General features: G+C 68.4%; 24 protein-coding genes. 8 read left to right on the forward strand and 16 right to left on the reverse strand.

Annotated elements, in window-relative coordinates:
• Nucleotides 1-7: 7 nt before the first annotated feature.
• Nucleotides 8-967 carry an MBL fold metallo-hydrolase gene (locus ACSQ86_RS27660; protein ID WP_093108692.1) on the reverse strand — a complete coding sequence of 320 codons (960 nt, stop codon included), beginning with the start codon at nucleotides 965-967 and terminating at the stop codon, nucleotides 8-10.
• A gap of 120 nt (nucleotides 968-1087) precedes the next feature.
• On the opposite strand from ACSQ86_RS27660, the gene ACSQ86_RS27665 reads away from it, so the two are divergent.
• On the forward strand, nucleotides 1088-1912 hold the full coding sequence (locus ACSQ86_RS27665) for an IclR family transcriptional regulator (protein ID WP_436305923.1): 825 nt from the start codon (nucleotides 1088-1090) through the stop codon (nucleotides 1910-1912).
• Between the two features lie 347 nt (nucleotides 1913-2259).
• Here the strand turns inward: ACSQ86_RS27665 and ACSQ86_RS27670 are convergent, their stop codons facing one another.
• The 12 genes from ACSQ86_RS27670 to ACSQ86_RS27725 all read right to left on the reverse strand — a co-directional run bounded on the left by ACSQ86_RS27670 (nucleotide 2260) and on the right by ACSQ86_RS27725 (nucleotide 12688).
• Entirely contained in the window at nucleotides 2260-3390 is a 1131-nt protein-coding gene (locus ACSQ86_RS27670) for an IS110 family transposase (protein ID WP_436305038.1), read from the reverse strand.
• A gap of 129 nt (nucleotides 3391-3519) precedes the next feature.
• Nucleotides 3520-3765 (reverse strand): GlsB/YeaQ/YmgE family stress response membrane protein, encoded by a 246-nt coding sequence (locus tag ACSQ86_RS27675; protein ID WP_093108690.1) that lies wholly within the window; start codon nucleotides 3763-3765, stop codon nucleotides 3520-3522.
• A 78-nt stretch (nucleotides 3766-3843) separates the two neighbouring features.
• Entirely contained in the window at nucleotides 3844-4359 is a 516-nt protein-coding gene (locus ACSQ86_RS27680) for a GFA family protein (RefSeq protein ID WP_436292206.1), read from the reverse strand.
• Between the two features lie 60 nt (nucleotides 4360-4419).
• The gene (locus tag ACSQ86_RS27685; RefSeq protein WP_436305924.1) at nucleotides 4420-4872 is read right to left on the reverse strand and encodes a thioesterase domain-containing protein; all 453 of its coding nucleotides are present in this window, start codon (nucleotides 4870-4872) and stop codon (nucleotides 4420-4422) included.
• On the reverse strand, nucleotides 4869-5216 hold the full coding sequence (locus ACSQ86_RS27690) for a GFA family protein (protein ID WP_093108687.1): 348 nt from the start codon (nucleotides 5214-5216) through the stop codon (nucleotides 4869-4871). Before ACSQ86_RS27690 ends, ACSQ86_RS27685 begins: the two co-directional genes overlap by 4 nt.
• Before the next feature lie 76 nt (nucleotides 5217-5292).
• Nucleotides 5293-6759, reverse strand: a complete 1467-nt coding sequence (locus tag ACSQ86_RS27695; protein ID WP_436305925.1) for a DUF1501 domain-containing protein — start codon at nucleotides 6757-6759, stop codon at nucleotides 5293-5295.
• 11 nt (nucleotides 6760-6770) lie between these two features.
• Nucleotides 6771-8609, reverse strand: a complete 1839-nt coding sequence (locus ACSQ86_RS27700; protein WP_436310031.1) for a DUF1800 domain-containing protein — start codon at nucleotides 8607-8609, stop codon at nucleotides 6771-6773.
• Between the two features lie 186 nt (nucleotides 8610-8795).
• On the reverse strand, nucleotides 8796-9620 hold the full coding sequence (gene pyrF / locus ACSQ86_RS27705; RefSeq protein ID WP_093108684.1) for an orotidine-5'-phosphate decarboxylase: 825 nt from the start codon (nucleotides 9618-9620) through the stop codon (nucleotides 8796-8798).
• A gap of 32 nt (nucleotides 9621-9652) precedes the next feature.
• Entirely contained in the window at nucleotides 9653-10396 is a 744-nt protein-coding gene (locus ACSQ86_RS27710) for a uracil-DNA glycosylase family protein (protein ID WP_436310032.1), read from the reverse strand.
• A complete protein-coding gene (gene rimI / locus ACSQ86_RS27715) occupies nucleotides 10393-10980 on the reverse strand; it encodes a ribosomal protein S18-alanine N-acetyltransferase (protein ID WP_436305928.1) in 588 nt (195 codons plus the stop codon). The genes ACSQ86_RS27710 and rimI overlap by 4 nt, the downstream gene beginning before the upstream one ends.
• Entirely contained in the window at nucleotides 10977-11687 is a 711-nt protein-coding gene (gene tsaB / locus ACSQ86_RS27720; protein ID WP_436305929.1) for a tRNA (adenosine(37)-N6)-threonylcarbamoyltransferase complex dimerization subunit type 1 TsaB, read from the reverse strand. Before tsaB ends, rimI begins: the two co-directional genes overlap by 4 nt.
• A 5-nt stretch (nucleotides 11688-11692) precedes the next feature.
• A complete protein-coding gene (locus ACSQ86_RS27725; RefSeq protein ID WP_436305930.1) occupies nucleotides 11693-12688 on the reverse strand; it encodes a DMT family transporter in 996 nt (331 codons plus the stop codon).
• Between the two features lie 117 nt (nucleotides 12689-12805).
• On the opposite strand from ACSQ86_RS27725, the gene dacB reads away from it, so the two are divergent.
• Together dacB and ACSQ86_RS27735 are read left to right on the forward strand one after the other, a co-directional pair.
• Nucleotides 12806-14203, forward strand: coding sequence for a D-alanyl-D-alanine carboxypeptidase/D-alanyl-D-alanine endopeptidase (dacB, locus tag ACSQ86_RS27730; protein ID WP_436310033.1), 1398 nt, complete (start codon nucleotides 12806-12808; stop codon nucleotides 14201-14203).
• Between the two features lie 118 nt (nucleotides 14204-14321).
• Complete coding sequence (locus ACSQ86_RS27735) at nucleotides 14322-15662, forward strand: lipase family protein (protein WP_436310034.1); 1341 nt, start codon at nucleotides 14322-14324, stop codon at nucleotides 15660-15662.
• Nucleotides 15663-15671: 9 nt separating this feature from the next.
• Here the strand turns inward: ACSQ86_RS27735 and ACSQ86_RS27740 are convergent, their stop codons facing one another.
• Genes ACSQ86_RS27740 through purE form a run of 3 tightly spaced genes read right to left on the reverse strand, consistent with a single transcriptional unit; the run spans nucleotide 15672 to nucleotide 18408 of the window.
• A complete protein-coding gene (locus ACSQ86_RS27740; RefSeq protein ID WP_436310035.1) occupies nucleotides 15672-16673 on the reverse strand; it encodes an L-threonylcarbamoyladenylate synthase in 1002 nt (333 codons plus the stop codon).
• Nucleotides 16674-16678: 5 nt separating this feature from the next.
• Nucleotides 16679-17869 (reverse strand): 5-(carboxyamino)imidazole ribonucleotide synthase, encoded by a 1191-nt coding sequence (locus tag ACSQ86_RS27745; RefSeq protein WP_436310036.1) that lies wholly within the window; start codon nucleotides 17867-17869, stop codon nucleotides 16679-16681.
• Nucleotides 17866-18408 carry a 5-(carboxyamino)imidazole ribonucleotide mutase gene (gene purE, locus ACSQ86_RS27750; RefSeq protein ID WP_093108677.1) on the reverse strand — a complete coding sequence of 181 codons (543 nt, stop codon included), beginning with the start codon at nucleotides 18406-18408 and terminating at the stop codon, nucleotides 17866-17868. Before purE ends, ACSQ86_RS27745 begins: the two co-directional genes overlap by 4 nt.
• A 36-nt stretch (nucleotides 18409-18444) precedes the next feature.
• On the opposite strand from purE, the gene ACSQ86_RS27755 reads away from it, so the two are divergent.
• The 5 genes from ACSQ86_RS27755 to ACSQ86_RS27775 all read left to right on the forward strand — a co-directional run bounded on the left by ACSQ86_RS27755 (nucleotide 18445) and on the right by ACSQ86_RS27775 (nucleotide 23567).
• Nucleotides 18445-19365: a tetratricopeptide repeat protein gene (locus ACSQ86_RS27755; RefSeq protein WP_436310037.1), complete on the forward strand. Its 921-nt coding sequence runs from the start codon at nucleotides 18445-18447 to the stop codon at nucleotides 19363-19365.
• Between the two features lie 133 nt (nucleotides 19366-19498).
• Complete coding sequence (locus tag ACSQ86_RS27760; RefSeq protein WP_436305937.1) at nucleotides 19499-19795, forward strand: helix-turn-helix domain-containing protein; 297 nt, start codon at nucleotides 19499-19501, stop codon at nucleotides 19793-19795.
• A gap of 41 nt (nucleotides 19796-19836) precedes the next feature.
• The gene (locus ACSQ86_RS27765; RefSeq protein ID WP_436310313.1) at nucleotides 19837-21111 is read left to right on the forward strand and encodes a type II toxin-antitoxin system HipA family toxin; all 1275 of its coding nucleotides are present in this window, start codon (nucleotides 19837-19839) and stop codon (nucleotides 21109-21111) included.
• Between the two features lie 57 nt (nucleotides 21112-21168).
• Entirely contained in the window at nucleotides 21169-21612 is a 444-nt protein-coding gene (locus ACSQ86_RS27770; protein WP_436305938.1) for an META domain-containing protein, read from the forward strand.
• Between the two features lie 152 nt (nucleotides 21613-21764).
• A complete protein-coding gene (locus ACSQ86_RS27775) occupies nucleotides 21765-23567 on the forward strand; it encodes an adenylate/guanylate cyclase domain-containing protein (protein WP_436305939.1) in 1803 nt (600 codons plus the stop codon).
• The last annotated feature ends 43 nt before the right edge of the window (nucleotides 23568-23610 follow it).

Genomic DNA, 23610 nt, shown 5'->3' on the forward strand with positions numbered 1-23610 from the left:
TCCCGGCTCAGCCTTCGAGGGTCTTCCACATCTCGACGTCGCGCTCGGCGGTCCACACGCGCGGGTCGGCGTACTGCGTGGCCTCGTCGTAGCAGCGCGTGATGTCGAAGGGCATGCAGTGGTCGAAGATGACCCAGTGGCCGTACTTGGGCTTGAGCTTCGCGTAGGTCTCCTTGTAGACCGCGTTCAGGTCCTTGCCGGACTTGGCGCCTTCCGAAACGCTGGCGTACACGTCGGCAATGAAGTCGCGCGTGCCGGCGAGACCCTTGGCCACTTCTTCCGGCGTGGTGAGCGCGGCGCCGCGGCCGGGCACCAGGGCCTTCGGCTTGAGCGCGGCGATGTTGTCCAGGGTCTTGGGCCAGTCCTTGAAGTAGGCGTCGCCGGCATAGGGCGTGGCGTCGAACTCGACCAGGTCGCCCGACAGCAGGGTCTTCTCGCCCGGCAGCCAGACCACGGTGTCGCCCTTGGTGTGGCCGCGGCCGAGCTGCAGCAGCTGGACTTCGAGCTTGCCCAGCCACAAGGTCATCTTGCCGGTGAAGGTCATGGTCGGCCAGGTCAGGCCCGGCGGCACGGTCTCGACGTTCTGGAACAGGCGCGGGAAGCGGCCGATCTCGCTCGCCTTGTCTTCCTCGCCGCGCTCGACGATCAGGTCGCGCGTATCCTGGCTGGCGATGATGTGCTCGGGCTTGTAGCCGGTCGCGCCCAGCACGCGCACCGCGTGGTAGTGCGTGAGCACCACGTACTTGATGGGCTTGTCGGTCACTTCGCGGATGCGTCGCACCACGTCGGCCGCCATCGCGGGCGTGGCCTGGGTGTCGGCCACCAGCACGCAGTCGTCGCCGATCACGATGCCGGTGTTGGGGTCGCCCTCGGCCGTGTAGGCCCAGGCATGCTCGGAAATCTGGCTGAAGGTGATCTTCTTTTCTTCGAGATCGGCCTGGCTGGCGAAAACCTTGGTCTGGCTCATCGGGGTCTCCTGGTGATTTGTCTAACACGAACGAATTCGCAGGGAACGAATTAAGCGGAGTGTAAACCGGAGATCAGTTAATGTCTAATGTCTTCTGCATGAACGAACAAAGAGACGGAAATGGCCGCTGACGGCAACGATCGCGCGCAGCGCGGCATCCAGAGCATCGAAGTGGGCGGCCAGCTGCTGCGCGCCCTGGTGCACCACGGCCGGCCGATGGCATTGAAGGACCTCGCGCGCGAGGCCGACATGTCGGCCGCCAAGGCGCATCCCTACATGGTCAGCTTCGGTCGCCTCGGATTGATCGAACAGGACCGCAGCAGCGGTCACTATCTGCTCGGCCCGCTGGCTTTGCAACTGGGATTGATCAGCCTGCAGCAGGCCGATCCGGTCCACATCGCGACACCGCTGGTTGCCGAGCTCGCGCAGCAAATCGGGCACACCGCGGCCATCGCGGTGTGGGGCGACCGCGGCGCCACCATCGTGCGCGTGGCCGAGTCGCCGGCGGCCTTGCACGTGAGCATGCGGCACGGCACGGTGTTTTCGCTGACCAGCACCGCCTCGGGCCGCCTCTTCGCCGCCTACCTCGATGGCGCGATCGTCAAGCGCCTGCTAGACAAGGAGCGCCAGCGCGAGAAGAGCAGTACGGCGCCGGCGCCGCACGTGGGCATGCCGCCGCCCCCGCCGCTGCCGGACTGGAAGGCTTTCGAGGAGCAACTGCACGAGGTGCGCGCGCGCGGCATCAGCCGCTCCGAAGGGGAGATCGTGCCGGGCGTGAGCGCGATGTCCGCGCCGGTGTTCGACCACACCGGCGCGATCGCGCTGGCGATCACCGCGATCGGGCCCGCGGGCGTTTTCGATGCGAAATGGGACGGGCCCGTCGCCCGCGCACTGAAGCAATGCGCCGGCGAGGTGTCGCAGCGGCTCGGCGCCGCACGCGCCTGAGAGATCCGGGCGGCTGATATGGCTTGATCCTGTCAAGAGCGCAAGCCCATCTCTCCGGGTTCCGGATTGCAGAATTCGTTCGCGAATGCCGGATGGGGAACGCGACGGAGCCGGGTGCGTGAGCGACGGTTGATCATGCTGATATGCGTGGATTGGCTACCGACAGTTCATGTATTCGTCGCGGGGCTGCCTGCTTTCTAGGGTCTGCGGTTGGTCACTTGCGTGGCTGCGCAATAGCCGCGCCGAGGATTCCCCTGTGGCCGTGGCTGCGCCGCGTTCCCGATCCGGCCTCAAAGAGGTTGTTCGATAGGCGCCTCCTTCGCGTTGCTTGCCATGTCATCGCGGGTTCACGTCGAGGCAGGCGGCGTCACCTCGCGCGCAATGGCCCACACGAAGCCCGAGAGTTCGCGCGCGATGGCCACCACGATCTTGTTGTGCGGCATGCGCCGCGCGGCCAGCCGCTTGAAGCGCGCGCACAGCCGCAACTGCGCCGTCCAGGCGATGTCGGTCACGGCCTTGGGCAACTCCGACTGGCGCCTGGCGATGACCGCACTGACCCGCGCCGGGTAGCGGTACTGGTGCGCCACTTCCACCAGCATGCGCCGCGCCGCCGAGTTGCCGGCCTTGGTGATGGCACCCTGTCGGCGGCGCTGGCCGCTGGAACTCTCGCTGGGCACCAGGCCCAGGTAGGCCATCAACAGGCGCGGGTTGGCGAAGCGGTGGAAGTCCTGGATCTCGGCCACCAGCGTGATCGCGGCGATGAGCTGCACACCGCGCAGCGCCTGCAGCGCGGCCACCACCGGCGCCAGCGACCAGCCCGCCAGCGCATCGCGCAGCGACTGCTCCAGGCGTGCGATGCGCGCCCCCGACTCGCTCACCGCGTGCAGGTACTCCTGGAAGGCGATCTGCTGCGCGGCGTGCGGCAGCGCCATGCTGGCCAGCCAGCGCAGATGCGCCGCCGTCCAGGCGCTCTTGCCCGCGTACACCACGCCGCTGCGCAACAGCAGCGCCTTCAGGCGGTGGCGCGCGTTGCGCTGTTCCCGCACCGCGTCCTCGCGGGCGCGCACCAGATCGCGCAGCGCCTCGTCCACGGCGTCCGGCACGCGCACGGCACTGAGTTCACCTGCGCGTGCCAGGCGCGCCAGCATCAAGGCGTCGCGGCGGTCGGTCTTCACCCGATCACCCGAGCGCTTGGGGATGGACGAGGGCGCCACCACCTCGCAGTGGTAGCCCAGTGCGGCGAGGTGGCGCTGCAGCACGAAGCCGCAGGGGCCCGCTTCGTAGACGACATGTAGGCAATGGCCCCGGCTGACCAGGCGGCGCAGGGCCTTGGTGACGGCACCGACGCCGCCGGCGACCGCGCCCAAATGGCGCACTTCGCCGTCACGGCCGGCCTCGGCCAGGGCGATGTCGATACTGTCCTTGTGGACGTCTAGGCCAACGTAAACGGTGGCCGCAGTGGTGGTAGATTGACTCATGGCCCGTCTCCTTGCTCGTTGACACGCTGTCCGCCCCTCGGGGTGCAGCGTTGTGGCTCGGCGCACCCACGGTGCGCAACCCACGGTAGTCCTGGAGACGGGCCACCTCAACGGCTCAAGCCATTCTGTCTAGGCCCGCTTGAGGAGGCGGACGATCAGCAGAAGCACGATCGCCCCGATGGTGGCGACGACGATGCTGCCCAACAGGCCGCCGCCCAGCGAAACGCCGGCCGAGCTGAAAAGAAGGCCGCCGAGAAAGGCGCCGATCACGCCGACGACCAGGTCGCCGACGAGGCCGAAGCCACCTCCTTTGACCAGCACGCCGGCCAGCCAGCCCGCCACGAGACCCACGACAAGAAACAACAAAAGGCTCATTTTTTACTCCCTGATTGAACATGAACGGGCGGCGGCGCCGCCCGGGCGCAGGGTATCAGCGGCCGTCGGAGCTGGCAATCAACCGGCCGTCGGCCCGGCGGGCGGGCGCGAGGCCTTCAGCGCCCTGGCGCGTTCCAGACTCTCGGCCGGCCAGTGCTCGGCGCGGCTGTAGTACTCGGCCACGGCCGGCGTGCCCGGCGGCAACAGCACCCATGGCTGCTTCGACATCGTGAAGATGTGGATGTCGGGGGGCAGGTGGTCCGGCGCGTCGAGCGTGCCCACGCGCACGAAGCACACGGCATCGCCGGCACCCGCATAGTGGCTCCACAGCGCGACGCGGCAGTGCGGACAGCGCGCGATCTTCTGCCCTTTGCCGCTTTCCGACGGCGTCACGACGAGCTCGATCTCGCCCTGGAGCAGTTGCACGCGCTCGGCCTCGACCATCGCGTTGAGCGCGAAGGCCGAGCCCGTCTCGCGCTGGCACCAGCGGCAATGGCAGCAGTGCACGAAGAGCGGTCGCGTCGTCATGCGGTAGCGAACCGCGCGGCAGGTGCAGCCGCCCTCAAGCGGGAAGGGGTCGGGGTCGGTCGGGATGGCGCTCATGGTGCGCCGAACTTTGGCGCGGCCGCGCCCGAAACGCAAACGCGGGCGTTCTCAGGCCGCGGCCGCCCCCAGCGCCACGAACTCGCCCTCGAGGCGGCCCACCGTCCGGCCCCCTTGTTCGAGTATGGCGGCGACGGCGATGCGGGCCCGGCCCTTGCGATCGAGCATGCGCAGGAAGGCCGGCCATGCCTGCGGCTGGGCAATGAGCGAGCGCGCAGTGAATTCCCCGGTGATCGGCAGGTCGTAGTCCATGGTATTGCGCTGAATGACCAGCCGGCTCGAGATCCCGGCGCGCTGCAGCCGCGTATGCACCAGCGACCAGGCCGCCAGAATGGCGACGGCCGAGGCGCTGCCGCCGAACACGGTCTCGCGATGGTTGATGTTGGGCGCCAGCGGCGCGCTCAGCAGGACCTCGTCTTCATGCAGCGCGAGCACCGCGACCTGCATCGCCTTCGACAGGGGAATGTGCGCGTGCAAATAGTCCTGCAGTTCGCCGGGGCTCACCGCGAACGCCCGTCGAAATGCGTCACCGGCACCGATTCGAGCTCGATGCCCTCGATGCAGCGGATGTTGACTGCCGACATCTTGTTGCCCTTGGGGTCGCTGCCCTCGGCAAAGGGATGGATGCCGCAGGTGGGGCAGAAGTGGTGCTCGAGCACATGCTTGTTGAACAGGTAGGTGCCCATGTCCTCGCGCGGGGTGAGCAGCGTGAAGCTGTCGCGCGGCACGAACCAGAGCAGCGAACCCTTGCGCTGGCACATCGAACAATTGCATGCCATCGCACCCTTGATCTCGCCCTCGACCTCGAAGGCGATCCGGCCGCAATGGCAGCTGCCTCTGTACTTCATCGGAGTCTCCTGAAAAGAAAAGCGCGGACTGCAGAGTATGCAGACCGCGCCCCGCTTCCGATGTAGGCAGGCGCCCTCAGGCCATGAAGCCCACGTTCTTCGGGTAGTCGATGCCGTTGACGTTGCCGCCGAAGTTCTTGAGGTTCGGCAGGATGCTTTCCAGATTGCCCGCCGGCACGCCGAACCAGCTCGCGAGCGTGGCGCCGTACTGGTCGACCGAGGTGGTCGGAATCAGCCGGCCCTGCCCCACATGGCCTTCGTAGCCGGCCAGCTTCGAGTCGTTGTTGATGCTGACCACCTGCGGCGTGCCGTAGATCTGCTTGCCCTTCACCGCGCCGCCGACGATGAAATGGTGGCCGCCCCAGCCGTGGTCGGAGCCGTCGCCGTTGGAAGCGAGCGTGCGGCCGAAGTCGGAGGCGGTGAAGGCTGTGACCTTGTCGGCCAGACCTTGCGCAACCATCTGCCGGTGGAACGCGGCCATCGCATCGCTCAGCTGCTTCATCAGGCCGGGCTGGTTGGCGATCAGGTTGTCGTGCAGGTCGAAGCCGCCCATCGAGACGAAGAACACCTGCCGCTTGGTGCCCAGCGTGCTGCGGCCGCGGATGAGCCGCGCGACCATCTTGAGCTGGTTGCCCAGGCCGGTGGCCGGAAAGGTACCGGCCGCGAAGTCAGTTCCGATGGCCGAAGTGACCGAGCCCTCGGCCTCGACCGCGCGCTTGGTGACCTTGTTGTATTCGTTCTCCAGCACATGGCCGCGCGCCTGCTGCACGAGCTGCGCCATCGCGGCCTTGACCGAACTGGAGCCGTACACGTTGGCGTTCTTCACGCTGTTGATGCCGACCGCGCCGCCCGTGCTCACCTGGTATTGCAGCGCGGTATCGCCCGAGAGGAACACCGCGTTGCCCGCAACCGACATGCAGGTGAAGAGCGAGTTGGTGTTCTGCGTGAGCATCAGGTCACCGATGTTGCCGCCCCAGCCGACGGTCGAGCCCTCGGGCGAGGACGACTGCCAGGTCGACTGCTGGTCGTTGTGCGAGAACAGCTTCGGCGGCTGCGGATAGAGCTTCTTGTTGCTGTTGTTGTACTGGGCGCGCGTGAGCGGCACCACCAGCGGGCCGACATTGAGCTGCACCGCCATCTTGGCATCGGTATTGAACAGCGTGGCCAGCTCGGTCATCGCCGGGTGCAGCGCGTACTGGCGTCCGTCGGACAGCGCCGTGGTCGGGACGAGCAGCGTCGGCGTCAGTTCGGCCTTGCCGATCGCCACGCCGCCAGCGGCCTGGCCGGCGGCCCCGCCGCGAATCGTGCTGTAGGCGTTGTAGCTCGGATCGTCGTAAGTGACGACAGTGTTGGCATAGTCGTTGCCGCCGAACAGGAAGACGCAGACCAGCGCCTTGTAATCGTCGCCGGCCGCCTGCGCGGCGGCCTCGCCCATCGCGGCCAGGTTGAGCGCAAAGGGCAGTGCGGTGCCCGCCATGGCGAGCTGGCCGGAGCGGCGCAGAAAGGCGCGGCGGGTGTGGGCTGCGGGATTGATCAGGTACATCGCGCGCTTCCTTATTTCTGGATCAGGTATTCCGGCGACGCCATCACCATCAGCACCGCGGCATAGACGCGGTTGTTCTTGACGCCGTCGCTGCTGGTCGAAGTGACCGCCGGCGTGGCGAGCGCATTGACGACCAGCGCCTGCGTGGCGGCGGTGAGTTGGTTGCCGGTGAAAAGCAGGTTCAGCCGCCGCACCAGCGCGGCCGGATCGAGCACCAGCGCCTTCTCGGCCGCATAGCTCGGGATCACATCCTTGCTGTTGAAACCGTTGGGCACCACGTTCTGCATGAAGTTCAGGTAGCCGCCGACGCTGGTCTCGTTGACCATCTGGAACTCGGGTGCCACCAGCTTGGCGCTGGCTATCGCGGTCGAGGGCGGCACGTAGCCGGGCCGGAAGAAGTTGAAGACCGAGGGCGAGCGCAGCGGGCTCTGGCCCAGCTGGTCGTTGGGGCGGGAGAGGTTGCCGATCTTCCAAGTGTCCAGCGTGGAGCCGATGCCGCAGGTGCGGCCCCACTGCACGAGACGCAGCATCGGCTCGCGCAGGCGGCCGAAGTTCGGGTCCGTGAGGCCGGCCGGGCTGCGCGCCTCGTTGTCGAGCAGCACGGCGGCGAACACGCTCTTCATGTCGCCGCGCACGCCGGCGCCGTTGTTGGCGAACACGTCCGCCACGCGCTTCACGTAGGCCGCGCTCGGGTTGCTGGTCACGAGGCGCTGGATCAGCTGCTTGCTGATGAAGGGACCGACGTTCGAGTGATTGAACAGCGTATCGAGCGCGATCTTGAGCGCCGCCTTGCCCTCGGTGTTGGCCGGCACGGTGGCGCCGAGGAACTTGGCTTCGAGCATCGAGTGGCGGGAGGCCGTGAGCGCCATCGGCCGCTTGGTCCAGGCGTTGCTCTCGATGGTGTAGCTGGCGCCGGGCGGCGTGAAGGTGTTGCGCTCGGCGGCGGGGATGTCGAGGTCGTAGCCGGTGAACACGCGCGCCAGGTTGGTCACGTCGTCCTGCGTGTAGCTGTCCAGCGGCGCGCCGTCGGCACCGGTCCTGACCGTGCCGTCGGCATTGAGCTGGTAGAGCCCGATGGTCATGAGCTGCATGACCTCGCGCGCGTAGTTCTCGTCCGGCTGGCGGCCCTGCGCGTTTTCCTTCTGGTTGCCCCGGGTGTTGAGGTAGTAGCCCATCGCCGGGTTGAGCGTCACGTCTTCCAGCAGCTTGCGGAAGTTGCCGGTGACGCCAGCGACCAGCATGTCCCAGTACTGGGCCATCATGTGGTCGTTCCAGTTGGAACTGAGGTCGTTGGCCGAGACCACGAAGATCTCGGTGAACGCCAGCGCCATGCGCTTGCGCATCCCGTCCGGCGCGGTCATGAGCTGGTTCCAGATCATGTCGTCGGTGTAGACGGTGTTGTAGGGCTTGCTCGCGATCCAGTCCCAGCCGGTCTGCGTGGGCGCCCGATCGACCTGCTCGCCGAGCCAGGGCAGGTAGCCCTTGGCGCGCACCGCGGCGATCTCGGCCTCGGAGGCCGAGAACTGCGACTGCAGCAGGAAGCGCGCGGCCTCGTCGTCGGTCTTGGCCTGCGTGTAGATGTAGGTCTGGCCGGTCGGCGTACTGGCCAGGGGCGTCAGGGAGCCGGCCTGGACGTCGCCGCCGCCCATGCCGGCGAAACTGCTGCCGCCGCCTCCGCCGCCGCCACCGCCGCAGGCAGCGAGCGCCGCTGCGGCAGCCAGCGCGGCAGCCAGGGGCAGGGGCAGGGGATTGTTGTGCGCCGCCGGCGCCTCGGAAGCTGCGTGCGTTTCGGACACGCGCAGCACTTCGTCGGTCGCCTCGGAGCGACCGGTCGCAATATCTTCCACCATGAGTTCCTCGCTCCTCGGCGCCCTCGCGCCGTTCTTCTCAAGGCAAGTGCCATGCCGGACGCAGGCCGGGCTGCGAGGACTCTAAAGGCGGTGTAAAGGCGGTGACTACGACAACAATTGTTCTGAAATGTGACTTTTTCCGTCACTCCGATACAACCGCGCCCTTGCGGCGACGCGAAAAGTCGCTCAGGGCTTGGCTTTTTCGAGGCTGTCGCGGGTGCGGATCGCCTCGCGCCGAGCGGCTTCGGCGAAGTCGGCGCCGGCCGAGGCGTAGCAGATGGCGCGCGACGAACTGACCACGATCGGCGCATCGGCGCGCCAGCCCGCACGCACGGTGGCGACCGCATCCCCGCCCTGGGCGCCGACGCCGGGAATCAGGAGCGGAACGGTGGGCGCCAGCGCGCGCACGCGCTCGATCTCAGCCGGGTAGGTGGCACCGACCACGAGGCCGAGCTGGCCGTTCAGGTTCCAAGGCCCCTGGACGAGTCTTGCAACGTGTTCATACAAAAAAGGTTCTCCTTCCAGGCCCGCGAGCCGCTGGCCCTGCAGGTCGGCACCGCCCGGGTTGCTGGTGCGGCACAACAGGAAGGCGCCCTTGCCGTAGTGGCGCAGGTAGGGCTCGACCGAATCGAAGCCCATGAAAGGCGACAGCGTGACGGCGTCGGCGCCGTAGCGCTCGAAGGCCTCGCGCGCGTACTGCTCGGCCGTGGACCCGATGTCGCCGCGCTTGGCATCGAGGATCACCGGCACATGCGGCGCGTTGCGCCGCATGTGCTCCATGAGCTGTTCGAGCTGGGCTTCGGCGCGGTGGGCGGAGAAGTAGGCGATCTGCGGCTTGAAGGCGATCGCCAGGTCGGCGGTGGCATCGACGATGCGCGCGCAGAAGTCGTAGATCTTGCCGGCATCGCCCTTCAGATGGGCGGGGAATTTCGCGGGCTCGGGGTCGAGGCCCACGCACAGCAGCGAGCCGTTTTGGCGCTCGGCGGCGCGCAGCTTGTCCAGGAAGGTCATGGGGCGGAATTTTAGGCCGCCACCGGCAGCGCTCAGCCCGAGCGCAGCAGTTGCTCGGCCGCCAGGCACAGGTCGGCCCAGGCACGCGCCTTGTCGGCCGGATTGCGCAGCAAGTAGGCCGGGTGGTAGGTCGCGACGACCGCGACGCCCTCCAGATCCGGGATGGCCAGCCGCACCGCGCGGCCGCGCAGCTTGCCGAGCGGCTCGCTGCTTTGCAGCAGGCTCTGCGCCGCCAGCGGGCCCATCGCGAGCACGACGCGCGGCGCCAGGGCGGCGGCGGGCGCCGCAAAGGCCTCGGCGATCGGGCGCGGGCTGCCCGGCTGGCCCGAGGCCACGCCGCGGTGCGTGCGCATCAGATGCACGGGCGTCGCTGCGCCATGCAACTGCAGCGCGCGCAGCATGTTGTCGAAAAGCCGGCCGGCATCGCCCGCGAAGGGTTCGCCGTGGCGCCCGTCGAGCTCGGGCGGCATGTCGGCGACGATCAGCCACCCGCCTTGCACGGCCTTCTCTTCATCGCCGTAGAGACGACGCGGCGCATCGATCAGCACGGTCGCACCGTGGGACGGCGCGGCGGACGGACGGACAGGAGGAGCGGACACAGGCACCGGCGCACGCGGCGCCGCCGGCACGGCTTCGGCTTCGACGCGCGGCACCGCGACCACCACCTCGACCGCCGGCGCCTCGGCAGGCTCCGCCACCGGCCACCAGACCTTGACGCCCATCTCGTCGAGCATCGCGCGCTGCCGCGCGTCGAGATTCAGCGTGCCGGCGCTCATTTCAACGCACCCCATGCGCTGGTCGATTCGTTGAGCCGCAGGCTCATCACCACCGCGTCTTCGCGTGCGTTGCCCTCCGCCGGGTAGTAGCCCTTGCGCACCCCCACGCGGCGAAAGCCCTGGCGCTCGTAGATGGCAAGCGCGCGCAGGTTGCTCGCGCGCACTTCGAGCCACAGCCACTGGGCGTTCTGGCCGCGCGACCAGCCGGCCAGCGCCTCGAGCATCAGCGGCGCCCAGCCCTGGCCCTGGAAGGCCGGCGCGACCGTGAGGTTGAGCAGATGGACTTCGTCGACGCCTTTCATGGCCACGAAGTAGCCGATGATGGTTTCGTCGCCGGTCCGGGCCGCAGGCCGCCCCCAGAGCGCGCGCGGTCCGCCCGCGGGCGGGGGCGAGGGCTCGGTGCCGAGTGCGGAAGGAACGACCAGGCACTGGCAGTGGTAGCCGGCGGCCAGCGAGTCGCTGAAGTTGGCCGGCGTCCAAGGGTGGGTGAAGGCGGTTTTCTCGATCGCGCAGACAGCCGGAATCCGCTCGATCGTGATCGGCTCGAGACGGGCTTCACGCGGCTGTTGCAGGACTGCGCTCATGATGATGATGATGAATCGGTCATTGCCGCCTTGAGGGCGGCACGCTCTTCGGTGGTCTGCGCCACTTTATCGCGAACATAGAGCGGCCAGGCCTCGGCGGGTGCGACCGTTCGGCCGGCTGCAAGCAATTCGGGGGCCAGGCGCAGCATCGCGGCCGCGGTGGGCAGCACCTCGTGGCGCGCCACGGCTGCGGGAAGGCGCTCGCCATAGGCCGCGAAGGCATTGCCGGCGAGCGCCCAACCGGACGGCACCTCGACCTGCTCGGGCGCCAGCAATTCCGCTTCGCCGGCGAGCGCCGCTGCGCTCCCGAACTCGTAGCGCGCGGCATAGACCTGGTCCATGCGGGCATCGAGCACGGCGACCACGTGCATGGCACCGAAACGGTGATGCGCCTCCTCGGCCACCGCCTGCAGCGTGTCGATGGGCAGCAGGCGCAGGCCGGCGCCGAAGCCCAGGCCCTGCGCCACCGAGCAGGCGGTGCGCAGGCCGGTGAAGGAACCGGGCCCGCGCCCGAACGCGATCGCATCGAGTTCGGCCAGCGCGAGGCCGGCTTCGGCCAGCAGTTGCTGGATCAGCGGGATCAGCGTGGTCGAGGATTGCGCGCCGCCGGCGCCGCTGTGTTCGAACAGCCGGTCGCCGTGGCGCACCGCGACCGAAAGCGCTTCGGTGCTGGTGTCGAAGGCCAGGAGCTTGAGCGCCGTCGCCATGGCCGTCATCCGCGCGCCGGCGCGGCGGCCGGCCTTGCTGCTGCCGCGGCGCGAACGCGCTGCACGCCGAACAGGATGCCGGCCGTAACCAGCAGCAGCCCGGCGATCAGGTTCCAGTGCAGCGGCTCGCCGAGGAAGACCACGGCAGCGAGGGCCGAGAGGCCCGGCACCACGGCCGTGATCATGGTCGAACGCACCGGCCCGAAGTACTGGATCATGCGCGTGAAGGTAATGCCGGAGATGACGACCGAGCCGACGCCCTGGAACAGCATCTGGAACACGATCTCGCCCACCGGCGCGCTGTCGAGCCGGCTCGCGACCACGCCGGCGGCGGCCAGCAGGGCATAGACCGGCACGTAGGTCACGAAGGCGAACACGGTGATGGCGATGGTGGCGCGCACCGCGTCGAGCCCGTGGCGCCGCACCACCACGCTGTAGCAGGCCCAGCAGAAAGCCGCGCTCATGAAGAGCAGGTCGCCCTTCCAGATCTGGCCGCCCTCGAGGGCATGCAGCAGGCTGGCGCCGCCGACCAGCAGGTCGCCGACGACGATCAGCGCGAGGCCGAGCGCGCGGGCTGTAGTGATGCGGTCGTGCAGCACGATGGCCGCGAGCACCGCCGTCCAGAGCGGCAGGCTGCCCGGCATCAGCACGGCGGCATGGGTGGCCGGCGCGTAGAAGAAGCCGGTGTAGGCGAGCAGGGCATAGGCCAGGCCGCCGAAAGCGCCTGCGGTCGCGGTGATGCGCAGTGAAGCGGGCGACAGGCCGAAGAGCGAGCCCGCCGACGGATCGCTCCGGCGCGCCTGTTGCATCACCAGCCAGGCGCCCCAGGGCATGAGCACCAGGCTCGCGCCGCAGATGCGCGCGAAGGCAATGTCGAAGGGGGTCAGCGAGCGCCCGGCCGAGGCCCGCGCGATCACGATGAAGGCGGTCCAGACCAGGACGGTGACGACGGCCGCGCCGATGCCGATGGTGCGAGCGGAGAAGCGGGGTGCGGCGGGCATCACGCGATTATCGAGGGACGGCCATGCACCGCGCTGCGATGGGCCCATGACGCTGCCGGCCGGGATAATCGCGCGATGCCTTTTGCCCTGCCCCTTACCGCGCGCCGCGCCGTTCGCATGCTGTCCCTGGTTCTGGCGCTGGCGGCGCTGGGTTCGGTCCCCGCCATCGCCCAGAACCTTCCGCCCGAGGTCGAGGCCGCACTGGCCCGCGCCAAGGTGCCGCGCGATGCGGTGACGATGCTGGTGGCCGACGCCGACGCCACCCACGCCCCGCGGCTCGCGTGGCGGGCGCAGGTGCCGGTCAACCCGGCCTCGGTCATGAAGCTGGTCACCACCTACGCCGCGCTCGACCTGCTCGGCCCGGCCTTCACCTGGACCACGCCCGTGTACGTCGACGGTCCGATCCAGAACGGCGTGCTGGCCGGCAACCTCTACATCAAGGGCCAGGGCGATCCGAAGCTGGTGCTCGAGCGCCTGTGGCTGCTGCTGCGCCGCGTGCAGGGGCTGGGCATCCACACCATCAACGGCGACATCGTGCTGGACCGCAGCGCCTTCGAGGTTCCCGATGCCGATCCGGCCGCCTTCGACGGCGAAGGCCTGCGCCCCTACAACGTCGCGCCCGATGCGCTCCTGATCAACTTCAAGTCGGTGGTGATGACCTTCGTGCCGAACCGCGACAGCCAGACGGCGCAGGTCAACTTCGAGCCCTACCTGGCCGGCGTGGCGACGCAGGCCACGGTGCCGTTGTCGGCCGGTGAATGCGGCGACTGGCGCGCCGCGCTGGCGCCGGCCTTCACCGATCCGGCGCGCGTGAGCTTTGCCGGCAGCTACCCCGCCGCCTGCGGCGAGAAGGTGTGGCCGGTGGCGTATGCGGACCCGCGCAGCTACGCAGTGCGCGCGGTCGGCGGGCTGTGGGCCGAGATGGGCGCCAAGCTCCGGGGCCAGGTGCGCGAGGGGCAGGTGCCGGCGGGTCTCAAGCCCGCATTCGAAGCCGTCTCGCCGCCGCTGGCCGAAGTGATCCGCGACATCAACAAGTACAGCAACAACGTGATGGCGCAGCAGCTGTTCCTCACGCTCGGCCTGCAACAAAACAAGCGCGGCACGCTCGAGGGTGCGCGCGCCGCAATGCGCCAGTGGTGGAACGAGCGCATAGGCACCGGCGAAGGCCAGCCGGTGTTCGACAACGGCTCGGGGCTCTCGCGCGAGGAGCGCATCAGCGCAGCCGCGCTCGCGAGGATGCTGCAGGTGGCCTGGCGCTCGCCGGTGATGCCCGAGCTGGTGTCCTCGCTGCCCGCCACGGGCGTCGACGGCACGTTGCGCAAGCGCGCTCTGCGCTCGGGCGGCGCGGCGCATCTCAAGACCGGCACGCTGCGCGATGCGGCCGGCGTTGCGGGCTACGTGCACGGCGCCAGCGGCCGGCGCTGGGTGGTGGTCGCGATCGCCAACAACGGCAATGCCGGGGCGGCGCGCCCGGCCTTCGATGCGCTCGTGGACTGGGCCGCGCAGGACAACTGACCGAGCGTCGCCAACGCGACTTCCACGCCGTTCCGGCTCCGGGTTTCCCTTGTCTTGCTTTGCAGATCGCAAGCCTAGGATCGGTGCGCCCTTCACAACAAGACTCCCGGAGACATCCATGAAGCGTCTGCATCTTCTGAGCGCCGTCGCCATGGCCAGCCTGCTGGCCGCCTGCGGCGGCGGCGGCGACGGCCCCGGTTTCAACTTCGGAGCCGGCGGCGGCGGGACCGGCACCGGCGCGCTCCAGGAACCGGCCGTGACCGTGATGACGCTGTCGGCCGCGCAGATCGATGCCGGCACCGCGCAGAACGGCCTGCAGCCGATCAGCGGCAAGGCCAAGTGCGACGTGAACGTGGTGGCGCTCAACTACAGCACGGTGGGGCCGAAGGGCGAGGCCACCAACGCCTCCGGCGTGCTGCTGATGCCCGCGGGCAGCTGCGCCAACAACGCGCCGCTGGTGGCCTACGCCAAGGGCACCGATGTGCAGAAGCCGCGCACGCTGGCCAATCCGCAGGATCCGGAGACCTTCTTGCTGACCGCGATGTACGCGGCCCAGGGCTACGCCGTGGTCGCCACCGACTACCTGGGCTATGCCAAGTCGAGCTTCTCGTACCACCCCTACCTGCATGCCGATTCGGAGGCCCGCTCGGTGCTGGATTCGATCCGCGCCGCGCGCACGGCGCTGGTGGCGACGGGCGGCTCCTTCTCGGGCAAAGTGATGTTCACCGGCTACTCGCAGGGCGGGCACTCGTCGATGGCGGCACACCGGGCCGCCGAGCGCGACAGCCCGCTCGAATTCAACGTGGTGGCCGGGGCTCATCTGGCAGGTCCGTACAACATGTCGGGATCGTTCAAGCTCACGACGGCGATCGCGGGCTACCAGTTCTTCGTTCCCTTCACCGTCACCTCCTATCAAAAGATCTACGGCGACGTCTACACGGACGTCAACACGGTCTTCAAGGCGCCCTACGCAGCGACCATCGAAAACCTGCTGCCGAGCCCGACGCTGAACTTCACCACGCTGGTGACGAGCGGCGCGCTGCCCGGTGCCAACGGCGAGACGCCGGCCCAGGCACGCGACGCGCTGTTCCACAGCGCGTTCCTGACGGACGTGCAGACCAACCCCAACAACACGCTCTTCCTCGACGCGAAGAAGAACGACCTGTTCGGCTGGAGCCCGCGCGCCAAGACGCTGCTGTGCGCCGGCGCCGGCGATCCGACGGTGCCGCCGGCCGTGCATATGGTGCCCATGAAGGCGGACTTCGATGCGCGCGGCGTGACCACCGTGTCGACGGTGGATGTCGACGCGCAGATTCAGGCGACCTATGGGCCGGGCGGCACGGCGCCGACCGATCCGACGACGGCTGCCTACGCCACCTACTTTGCCGCCTATCACGGCACTTACGAGCCGCCGTTCTGCCACGCGCGGGCGCGGGCCTTGTTCGACACAGTCAAGTAACGGAGGCGATCAGGCCGCAGCGGCCCGTTGCAGGCGGTCGCGCACCCCTTCCCATTCGGGACCGGCCGGCGGCGTCTCGACCCAGATCAGCTTGACGCCCTCGGCGTCGAAGGCGCGCAGCACCGCGAAGAGCTGCTGCGCGGCGGTGGCGGCGTCGTCGGGCATGCGGCGCTGCAGGATGTGCTGCGAGCGGCTCTTGAGCGCGCTGCGCGACCAGACCGCGATGTGCGCCGCGTTGGCGCCGAGCACGTCGAGGCCGGTCTGCATGGCCTTCGCATCCATCAGCCGCAGCTTGGCGCTCGGCGCGTAGTGCGCCTCGAGCGTGCCCGAGGCGCGCGGATCGGGGGCGGCCAGCTCGTGCTTGTCGCGCAAGGCCTCGCCGCAGGCCGCCTCGATCTGGGTGCGCGTGATAGCGCCCGGCCGCAGCAGCACCGGCGCGCCGCGGCTGCAGTCGACGATGGTCGATTCGATGCCCACCTCGCAGGGACCGCCGTCGATCACCAGCAGCTCGTCGCCGAACTCCTGCTGCACGTGCTGCGCGGTGGTGGGGCTCACGCGGCCGAAGCGGTTCGCGCTCGGCCCCGCCACGCCCGGCACGCCCTGCTCGGCGCAGGCCGCGAGCAGCGCCTGCGCCACCGGGTGCGCGGGGCAGCGCAGGCCGATGGTGTCCTCGCCGCCGGCCGCCGCCGCGGCCACGCCGGGCTGGCGCGTGACTATCAGCGTCAGCGGGCCGGGCCAGAAGGCAAGCACGAGTTTCTGGGCGAAGGCCGGCAGCGGCTGGGCAAAGCGGGACAACGCTTCGGTCCCCTTGACACCGGCCGCCACGTGCACGATCAGCGGATGGTTGCTGGGCCGGCCCTTGGCCTTGAAGATGCCGGCCACGGCCGCGTCGCTGGTCGCATCGGCGCCCAGACCGTAGACCGTTTCGGTCGGGAAGGCGACCAGGCCGCCGGCGCGCAGCACGCGCACGGCCTCGTCGATGGCAGCGGGCGACTGGCCGTCGCGAATCATGGCGCTCACTCCGAGAGAGGGATCGGCAGTCCGAGCAGCGCAGCCGCGAAGTCGGCGGTGCTGCGAACCGTGTCGATGTTCTCGCCCGTGATCGTGAGATGGCCCATCTTGCGGCCGCGGCGCGCCTCGGTCTTGCCGTAGAGATGGAGATGCGTTCCAGGCAGCGCGAGCACATCGGCCCAGCGGGGCTCGACCGCCGTCTCCGACGATCTGGGTCCGCCCGAGGCCTCGGCATCGGCAAACCACAGATCGCCCAGCAGGTTCAGCATGAGCGCGGGACTGTGCTGGCGCGGCGCGTTCAGCGGCAGGCCGGCGAGGGTGCGCACCTGCAGCTCGAACTGCGAGATGTCGCAGGCCTCGATGGTCCAGTGGCCGCTGTTGTGCGGGCGTGGCGCCATCTCGTTGACCACCAGCGATCCGTCGGCCAGGACGAAGAACTCGACGCACAGCACGCCGACATAGTCCAGGCCCTCCGCGATGGCGACGGCCGAATCGACGGCGCGCCGCGCCTGCGCTTCGCCCATGTTGCCGGCATGCACCTCGGTCACCGCGAGGATGCCGTCGCGGTGCAGGTTGCGCTGCGGCGGGAAGTGCACGACCTGGCCATCTTCGCCGCGGGCGACGATCACCGAACATTCGAAATCCAGCGGCAGCAGCTTTTCGAGCACGCAGGGCACGCCGCCCATCGCGCTCCAGGCGGCTGCGAGTTCCTCGCGCGTGCCGACGCGCTGCTGCCCCTTGCCGTCGTAGCCGAGCCGCGCGGTCTTGAGGATGCCGGGCAGCAGGTTCGGCGGCACGGCCATGTGGTCGGCCGACTCGATGATCGCGTAGGGCGCACAGTCCACGCCGCAGCCGACGAAGTGGCTCTTCTCGCGGATGCGGTCCTGCGCGATCGCCACCGAGGTCGCCGCCGGCCATACCGGACGCGCGACCGAGAGATGTTCCAGCGAGGGCGCCGGCACGTTCTCGAATTCGGTCGTGATGGCATCGGCCAGGCCCGCGAGCCGCGCGAGGCCGTCGACATCGGTGTAGTCGGTGTGGATGTGGTGGTGACTCACGCGCCCTGCGGGGCTGTCGGCATCGGGGTCGAGCACCGCCGTGAAGTAGCCCATGCGCTGCGCCGCATGCACGAACATGCGGCCGAGTTGACCGCCCCCGAGCACGCCGAGCGTGGCACCCGGCAGGATCGCGCTCACAGCGCGCCTCCGCCCTGGGGCGAGAAAGGCGATATCGCCGGCGGATCGACCGGCGGCAGGGCCATCGATCGGGCCGCCTCGGTTTGCTGCGCGCGGAAGGCGTCGAGCCGGGCGCGCAGCGCCGGATCGGCCACGGCCAGCATCGCGACCGCGAACAGCGCCGCATTGGCCGCCCCGGCGTTGCCGATGGCAAAGGTCGCGACCGGCACGCCCTTGGGCATCTGCACGATGCTATAGAGCGAATCCACGCCCTGCAGGTGCCGGCTCGCGACCGGCACGCCGAGCACCGGCACGGTGGTCTTGGCCGCCAGCATGCCCGGCAGGTGGGCCGCCCCGCCCGCGCCGGCGATGATGGCCGCGAGGCCGCGCGGCGCCGCGCTTTCGGCATAAGCGAACAATTCGTCGGGCATGCGGTGGGCCGAGACCACCCGCGCCTCGTGGGCGATGCCGAATTGCTGGAGAATCTCGACCGCGTTGCGCATCGTCTCCCAGTCGGAGTTCGAGCCCATCACCACGCCGACCTGAATTGCTTGCTTCATGGTTTCAATTTTACGTTTCACCCCCAGGTTCCCGCGATGATCGACATCACCCTCGAAAACTTCCAGACCGAGCTGATCGACGGCTCGATGACCACGCCGGTGCTGCTCGACATCTGGGCCGAGTGGTGCGGCCCCTGCAAACAGCTCGGCCCGGTGCTCGAAAAGCTCGAGCTCGAGTATGCCGGCCGCTTCACGCTGGCCAAGCTCGATGCCGACAAGGTGCCGCAGATTTCGCAGCAGCTGAGCCAGATGTTCGGCGTGCGCAGCATTCCCTTCTGCGTGATGTTCAAGGACGGCCAGCCGGTCGACGGCTTCGTCGGCGCGATTCCCGCCGACCAGATCCGCAGCTTCCTCGACAAACATGTGCCGGGCGCCGACGAGGCCGCGGCCACCGAGCAGGAAGAAGCTGCCCAGGAAGCGCTGGCCGAGGGCGACACCGAAGGTGCGCTCGAGCGGCTGCAGCACGCGGTCGCGACCGACCCGGCCAACGACGACGCGCGCTTCGACTACATCAAGCTGCTGCTGCAAGAGGGCCGCGTCGACGATGCCAAGGTCGCCTTCGCGCCGGTGATCGCCAAGACCTCGCTGGTGCGCCGTTTCGACGCACTGCAGCGCTGGATGGACGCGATCGACTTCGCAACGCCGGCCACCGGCGCGGCACCCACGCTTGCCGGCGCCGAAGCCCGCATCGCGGCCAACAAGCGCGATTTCGAAGCCCGCTTCGACCGTGCGCGCCTCTTGATGAGCGCGCAGCGATGGACCGAGGCCATGGACGAGCTGCTCGACATCCTGATGCGCGACAAGGGCTGGAACGACGAACTGGCCCGCAAGACCTACATCGCGATCCTCGACATCATCGAGCCGCCCAAGCCCAAGGTGGCGGACGGCCAGATTCCGCCGGACGATCCGACCGTGGCAAGCTACCGGCGCCGCCTGAGCAGCGTGGTGCTGAGCTGAGGACCAAGCGCCTCAAGAGATCATCAAACTACTCATATTCATGAAAAAGCTACTTCTGAGTGGCTTTTTTGTTGCCTACCAAACCCTGAGGTAGCTACTATCACTACTCAATTTCTAGGTTTTGAGTAGTTTGATGCTCATCGACGAACTGGAAAAAGCCCGCAAAGCGGCCGGCTGGAGCCAGGAAACCCTGGCGGAACGCGCCGGCCTTTCCCGCATGACCGTGCAGCGCACCGAAAGCGGCCAGATCGATCCCCGGCTTTCGACGCTGCTCGAAATGGCACGCGCGCTGGGCCTCGAGCTCATGCCTGTGCCGGCCGCTCTGCGCCCGCAACTCGAGGACTTCGTGCGCTCGGGTGGCCGCGTGCTGGGCCAGCCGGCGGGTGTCGGGGCGCCGCCCTCCATCACACAGACTCTTGAAGCCAAGTGAGCACAAGCTCAACCTTCACCACCAGGATCCGCTACCTGCGGATGTCGCTGCACCTGCCCGGCGGCGGGAGGCGAACAATCGGCTACCTGTCCCAGTACGGCGACATCCTGCGCGTCTCCTTCGACGCCGACTACGTGGCCGATCCGGCGCGGCCGGCCCTGTCGCTGGCCTACCGCGGGGCGGACGAGGCGGCGACCCGGGCCATTCTCTCGTCGGCACGCGACGTCCGGCTGTCGCGCAGCGACGGCCACTGGCCCACCTACTTCCAGAATCTGCTGCCCGAAGGCCACAACCGCGAGCGCCTCGCGCAACATCGCGGCTGTAGCGCAGACGACGAATTCGAGCTGCTGGCTGCCGCTGGCCACGATCTGGTGGGCGCGATCGAGGTCGAGCCAGTACCGCCGGCCGAAGGCATTCCCGACACCGTGCGCCACTGGCACACCGCGCTCGGGCTCGACGTGCTGCAGCCCGGCTTCGTCGAGGCGCCGGTCGAGGACGCGGCCTCGATCCCCGGTGTGGTCGTCAAGTTCTCCGCCGTGCAGGAGGGCCGGCGCTACGCGGTGCGGCGCCATGGCGCGGCCGGTTCCTTCATCCTCAAGCTGCCGACGGTGCACCATCCCGATCTGGTGGCCAACGAGTTCGCGGGCTACCGTCTCTGCGGCGCGCTGGGCCTCAACTGCGCCGAGGCAAGCGTGATTTCGCGCGCCGACGCGGAGCTGCCCGAGCAGATACCCTTCGAGCAGATCCTCGCGGTGCGTCGCTTCGACCGCACGACCGAGGGCGGTCGTGTGCACATGGAGGAGTTCGCGCAGGTGCTCCAGTACGAGCCGCGCCAGAAGTACGGCCGCGGCCTTGAGGTCGACTGGCCGCAGATGCTGCGCGTGCTCGACCGCCTGTCGCCCGAGCCCGTGGCCGACGTGCGCGAGTGCGTGCGCCGCATCGTCGCTTTCATCCTGCTCGGCAACAGCGACGCGCACCTGAAGAACTGGGCGCTGCGCTATCCCGACGGCGTGACGCCCACCCTGGCGCCGCTCTACGACCCGGTGTGCGTGGCTGCCTTCTTCGAGGGCGTACCGGCCACCGACTACGGCGTGAACCGCGCCATCGATGCCAAGCTTGCCGCCTTCGACTGGCCGGCCTTCGACGCGCTGCTGCGCAACGCCGGCCTGCTGCGGCCGGCGCGGCTCGTCGCGATCGCGAAGAACACCGTGCGCCAGGCGCAGGCCGACTGGCCGGCGCTCCTGCGCGACGCGCCGGGCAGCGTGCAGCGCTGCATCCAATCCCGGCTCGCGGGCGGGGTCGCGTTGGCGCGCTGAACGCGCTCGCATACGATTGGCGCGTATTTCAATTTGTTGCCAAAGGAAAGTCCGGCCATGCGTTCCTTGTTCTTCACGACTGCATTGCTCGCATCCGCTCTCGCGGCCGGTTGCGGCAGCGGCATCAGTCTCGACGAGCCGATCGAAGGACCGGTCTGGCAGCTCGAGCAGCTCGGCAGCGAGCTGATAGAGCCGAGCAGCGATCCGCGGCGCAACGCACAGATCCAGTTCGACCGCAACAGCGGCCGGGTCAGCGGTTCGGGCGGCTGCAACCGCGTGTCGGGCACCTATGAGCGCAGCGGCAGCACGCTCAGGCTGCGCCAATTGGGTGCGACGCGCATGGCTTGCCCGAGCGAGGCGGTGAACATCAACGAGACCCAGTTCTTCGCCGCGCTGCAGGCCACGGCCAGCTACCGGCTGCAGGGGAGCTCGCGGCTCTCGCTGCTGGACGCGGCCGGACGGACCGTGGCGACGTTGAGCAGCGGCAGCGCAGCGCGCTAGCTGCGAGCTTTGCCAGTTTCGGCAGCGCGCGCCGAAAACATGTAGTGCTTATAGCTTCCTCGCCGTAACATCGAGCGCCGACGCTTCGTTTTTAGTACGCCGGTCCGCCTGGGGCTCGCTCCAGCAGGTTCTGTACCCCATCGAGGATGAACTTGAGCGCGAATCCACCCACGACCGCCGCGCCGGACGCAGACCTTGGACTGCCGCACCACTCAACAGTGGTGCTGGTGGTGGATTTGGTCGAATCGGTGAGCCTGATGCAAAACGATGAAGCCGGTGCCATTTCGCGCTGGCTGGCGTTCGTGGCGCACGTCGACCACATCATCGTTCCCGAGACCAAGGGGCGCATGGTGAAGAGCCTGGGCGACGGCCTGATGCTGGAGTTCGACAGTGCGCAACGGGGTGTAGCCGCGGCGTTGGCCATGCACGCGTGGATGAAGGCAGAGTGCAGCGCAATGCAGACCTCCATGTCCCTGCGCATAGGTCTGCACAGCGCCGAGGTCTATGCCGATGAGCACGACATCTATGGCACGGGCGTCAACCTCGCGGCGCGCATCGCGACCCTGGCGGGCCCGGCAGAAACGGTGGTGACCACGCAGATTCGAGACAGCTTGACCGACGGTCTGGATGGCACCCTCGAGGATCTCGGGGAGTGCTATCTCAAACACCTTGACGCCCCTGTGCGCGTTTGGCGGATTGGCGCCGCCGGGCAACAGCCCGTCGTGATCGCGCAGCGGGACTACGCCACACCACTGCAGCCGACCATCGCGGTGATTCCTTTTGAATGCAGAAATGTCGATCCCGGTCAGTTCGCACTCGGCGAACTGCTGGCCGACGGCGTGATCGGCCAGCTCAGCCGCACGCGCGAATTGAAGGTGATCTCACGCCTCTCCACCTCGCTCTTTCGCGGGCGGCTTACCGACATCAGCGATGCCCACACGCATCTGGGCGCTCACTACGTTCTTTCCGGAAGCTATGCGGTCAGCCAGGGAAAGATGCTGGTGAGCGTGGAGTTGGCCGACACGCGGAAAAACACCATCGTATGGGCTGACAGGATCACAGGCGATGTGGTCGATCTTTTTCAGACACGCAGCGAGCTGTGCGACGGCATCGCGTGCGGCTGTCACCGCGCGCTTCTCGAAAAGGAAGCGCAAGTCGCGCTCACCCAGCCTCTTCCGACGCTGCAAAGCTACAGCCTGCTGCTCGGAGGAATCGGACTCATGCATCGCAGCGCCGCGGCGCAGTTTCTCAAGACGCGCGAGGTTCTGGACGCGCTGATCGAACGTCACAGCCGGTGTGCCCTGCCTCGCGTCTGGCTGGCCAAGTGGTATGTGCTCTGCACGACGCGCGGGCTGGTAAGCGACCCCCGATCGCAAGCGCAGATCGCCCTGAACGAGACGCGGCGCGCACTGGATGCGGAGCCCGGCAATGCGCTTGCGTGGGCCATGCAAGGCTTCGTGTACTGCCATCTGGCCAAGGACATCGACAGCGCCGTTCATAGCTGCGACCAGGCGCTCGAATGGAATGCGAACGAATCGCTGGCCTGGCTTTTCAAAGCCATGGTGCACGCGTTTGACGGCGACGGCGAAGTGGCATTTCCGGCAGGCCAAAGGGCGCTCGAGCTGTCCCCCCTGGATCCGCTGAAGTACTACTACGACTCACTGATGGCCTCGATTGCCATTTCCGCCGGCGAGTATGCACTGGCCGTCTCCTATGCCGAACAGTCGTTGCGCGTCAATGCCGCGCATCTGTCGAGCTACCGCGCCTTGATCCTGGCACAGGCCTTTTCAGGACAGATCGATGCCGCGCGCAAGAACATGGCGCTCCTGATGCAGCGGGATCCCGAGTTCAGCATTGCGCGCTTCGAACGCGGCTATCCCTCGCGCGAGCGGGTGCCGGCCTATCTGGAGCGGCTCAAGGACGCGCTGCGCGCTGCAGGCGCGAAAGAACGCTGAGAGTGCATGCGATTCAACCCATCAAAGGGGGATGAATTCGCGC

The sequence above is a fragment of the Variovorax sp. LjRoot130 genome (genome assembly GCF_964253755.1).
Lineage (GTDB): Bacteria > Pseudomonadota > Gammaproteobacteria > Burkholderiales > Burkholderiaceae_C > Variovorax.

Bases quoted from the DNA above. Each gene is read 5' to 3' on its own strand.
- ACSQ86_RS27660 (WP_093108692.1), bottom strand. From the start codon at position 967: ATGAGCCAGACCAAGGTTTTCGCCAGCCAGGCCGATCTCGAAGAAAAG.
- ACSQ86_RS27665 (WP_436305923.1), top strand. From the start codon at position 1,088: ATGGCCGCTGACGGCAACGATCGCGCGCAGCGCGGCATCCAGAGCATC.
- ACSQ86_RS27670 (WP_436305038.1), bottom strand. From the start codon at position 3,390: ATGAGTCAATCTACCACCACTGCGGCCACCGTTTACGTTGGCCTAGAC.
- ACSQ86_RS27675 (WP_093108690.1), bottom strand. From the start codon at position 3,765: ATGAGCCTTTTGTTGTTTCTTGTCGTGGGTCTCGTGGCGGGCTGGCTG.
- ACSQ86_RS27690 (WP_093108687.1), bottom strand. From the start codon at position 5,216: ATGAAGTACAGAGGCAGCTGCCATTGCGGCCGGATCGCCTTCGAGGTC.
- ACSQ86_RS27695 (WP_436305925.1), bottom strand. From the start codon at position 6,759: ATGTACCTGATCAATCCCGCAGCCCACACCCGCCGCGCCTTTCTGCGC.
- ACSQ86_RS27700 (WP_436310031.1), bottom strand. From the start codon at position 8,609: ATGGTGGAAGATATTGCGACCGGTCGCTCCGAGGCGACCGACGAAGTG.
- pyrF (WP_093108684.1), bottom strand. From the start codon at position 9,620: ATGACCTTCCTGGACAAGCTGCGCGCCGCCGAGCGCCAAAACGGCTCG.
- ACSQ86_RS27710 (WP_436310032.1), bottom strand. From the start codon at position 10,396: ATGAGCGCCGGCACGCTGAATCTCGACGCGCGGCAGCGCGCGATGCTC.
- rimI (WP_436305928.1), bottom strand. From the start codon at position 10,980: ATGAGCGCAGTCCTGCAACAGCCGCGTGAAGCCCGTCTCGAGCCGATC.
- tsaB (WP_436305929.1), bottom strand. From the start codon at position 11,687: ATGGCGACGGCGCTCAAGCTCCTGGCCTTCGACACCAGCACCGAAGCG.
- ACSQ86_RS27725 (WP_436305930.1), bottom strand. From the start codon at position 12,688: ATGCCCGCCGCACCCCGCTTCTCCGCTCGCACCATCGGCATCGGCGCG.
- dacB (WP_436310033.1), top strand. From the start codon at position 12,806: ATGCTGTCCCTGGTTCTGGCGCTGGCGGCGCTGGGTTCGGTCCCCGCC.
- ACSQ86_RS27735 (WP_436310034.1), top strand. From the start codon at position 14,322: ATGAAGCGTCTGCATCTTCTGAGCGCCGTCGCCATGGCCAGCCTGCTG.
- ACSQ86_RS27740 (WP_436310035.1), bottom strand. From the start codon at position 16,673: ATGATTCGCGACGGCCAGTCGCCCGCTGCCATCGACGAGGCCGTGCGC.
- purE (WP_093108677.1), bottom strand. From the start codon at position 18,408: ATGAAGCAAGCAATTCAGGTCGGCGTGGTGATGGGCTCGAACTCCGAC.
- ACSQ86_RS27755 (WP_436310037.1), top strand. From the start codon at position 18,445: ATGATCGACATCACCCTCGAAAACTTCCAGACCGAGCTGATCGACGGC.
- ACSQ86_RS27760 (WP_436305937.1), top strand. From the start codon at position 19,499: ATGCTCATCGACGAACTGGAAAAAGCCCGCAAAGCGGCCGGCTGGAGC.
- ACSQ86_RS27765 (WP_436310313.1), top strand. From the start codon at position 19,837: ATGTCGCTGCACCTGCCCGGCGGCGGGAGGCGAACAATCGGCTACCTG.
- ACSQ86_RS27770 (WP_436305938.1), top strand. From the start codon at position 21,169: ATGCGTTCCTTGTTCTTCACGACTGCATTGCTCGCATCCGCTCTCGCG.